Genomic DNA, 1803 nt, shown 5'->3' with positions numbered 1-1803 from the left:
CCCGCCCCGCCGCCCCGGCCCGGGTGGCGGCCCCGGCCGCCAACCCGGCCGCCGATCCGGAGTTCGGCTGGGACGAGGAGCCGCCGGAGTTCGACTGAGCCCTCGGCTGCGACGGGCGGTGGGCCTACTGCGGGTCCGCTGCCCGGCGTCGGGAGACGATCGCGGTGAGGTCGAGATCGACGGGGAAGGGCGAGGAGACCTTCATTCGGTCGTGGAAGATCCCGGTGGAGGTGTAGGCCCCGGTCGCCGGCTCCAGTTCGAAGACGTAGACGACCGCACGGCCGTCCTGGTTCTCGACCCGCCAGTAGTGCGGGATCTTCGCCCGCGCGTACTTCACGGGCTTGGTCTCCCGGTCACGGGTGACGGAATCGTCCGACACGACCTCGATCGCCAACAGCACGTGCTCCGCAGCAAATCGCGTCTGCTGCGGACTCTCGACCGCGTCCGCGCGCACGACGACCACATCGGGCTCGGGCCGGTTCGAGCGGTCGATATCGATCGTGAGGCGGGCCACGGACTCCAGACCGGGCGGCGCCGAGGACAACAGGTGCCTGCTGAAGAGGCTGACGGCCCGGGAATGGAAAACGGTCTGAGGGCACGCGAATACCAGACTGCTGTCGATCAGCTCCGTGTGCGGAGGCAGGTTCGGTAGCGTGTCCAGGTCATCGGCGGTCCAGCCGCCCTCGGGCGGAACCGCCCACTGCGGCCCGGGGGGCGGGGGTTCGGCGTTCAGCGGTGCTCGCATACGACGGAGTCTCGCGTCCCGGCCGGCGCACGCGCCGATAGCCGCAGCCAGGACCCTCCGCATGGGTGAACGAATCACGCACTGTTGACCCCCACCCCCCTCCCCGCATAAGCCCGCACATCCGCGTCCCGGTCCGCCACCGCCCCCGCCAGGGCCTCCCGCGCCGCCGCGTGCCCCGGGTGACGCAGCAGCGCCAGCACCGCCGCCTTGCGCACATCGGCATTCGGGTCGTCCAGCGCACCGGTCAGCGGGGGGACCGCCCGCTCGGGGTCCGCCGAGGACAGCGCCGTCGCCGCGCCCGCGCGCACCTGCCAGGCCGGGTCCGCCAGCGCCGCCACCGCCCGCGCGGCGTACGCGGGCGGGCACCCCGTCCCCGCGAGCGCGGCCAGTGCCGCCGCGCGGACCAGCGCGTCCGGGTCGTCCAGCAGCGGGCCGAGAGGGCCGGGCGCGGGGGAGCGGACAGCGGCCAGCCCCTTCGCCACCGCCACCCGCACCTCGCGTGCCGAGTCGGAGGCCGCCCGGACCAGCCCGCCCACCGCGTCCACGGACACCAGGGCCCGCACGGTCTCGGCCCGCACATCGAGATCCGGGTCGCTCAGCGTTCCGGCGAACAGTTCCGCGTCCCCGAGCCGCAGCGCCCGCAGGGTGTCGAGGGCGGCGGCGCGGACCACGGGATCGTCCGAGGACAGCGCGGTGACCAGGGGCGTGCGCAGGTCGGGCGAGGGGTCCAGCACCTCGACCAGTTCCCGCAGGGACGCCGCGACGGCCGCGCGCACGGCAGGCGCCGGGTCGGCGAGCGCGGCCGCCAGGGCGGGGCCCGCACCCGGCGGGGTGGACTCGGTGAGCGCGGCGACGGCGGCGCGGCGGACGGCCGGGTCGGGATCGTCCAGGTACGGGGCGAGGGCGGCCAGCCCGGGTTCGCCCTCGCTCAGCGCCAGCAGCTCGAGGATGCGCGGCGATGTGGACGGGCCGGCCCCGGTCCCGGTGACCGCAGCCGTACGCGAGGTACCGGACACCGGCGCCGCGTCGCGCGGGCCCGCCGTCCCCACCCCCTCCGG

At 75.7% G+C, this 1803-nt stretch carries 2 protein-coding genes; both read right to left on the bottom strand.

Annotated features, from left to right (window positions below; translation table 11 throughout):
* Positions 1-124 precede the first annotated feature (124 nt).
* Positions 125-745, bottom strand: coding sequence for a Uma2 family endonuclease (locus JGS39_RS39235; protein ID WP_219574541.1), 621 nt, complete (start codon positions 743-745; stop codon positions 125-127).
* Between the two features lie 74 nt (positions 746-819).
* Positions 820-1803, bottom strand: a 984-nt coding sequence (locus JGS39_RS39230; RefSeq protein ID WP_219574540.1) for a HEAT repeat domain-containing protein, incomplete at its 5' end; no start/stop codon positions are given.

It is taken from the genome of Streptomyces poriferorum, assembly GCF_019399235.1.
Taxonomy (GTDB): domain Bacteria; phylum Actinomycetota; class Actinomycetes; order Streptomycetales; family Streptomycetaceae; genus Streptomyces; species Streptomyces poriferorum.
The sequence above is the reverse complement of the archived record's forward strand: the minus strand, read 5'-3'. Positions and strand labels throughout refer to the sequence as shown.

What these genes read in the sequence shown, in the direction of transcription:
- JGS39_RS39235 (WP_219574541.1), bottom strand. Translation starts at nt 745, where the DNA reads ATGCGAGCACCGCTGAACGCCGAACCCCCGCCCCCCGGGCCGCAGTGG.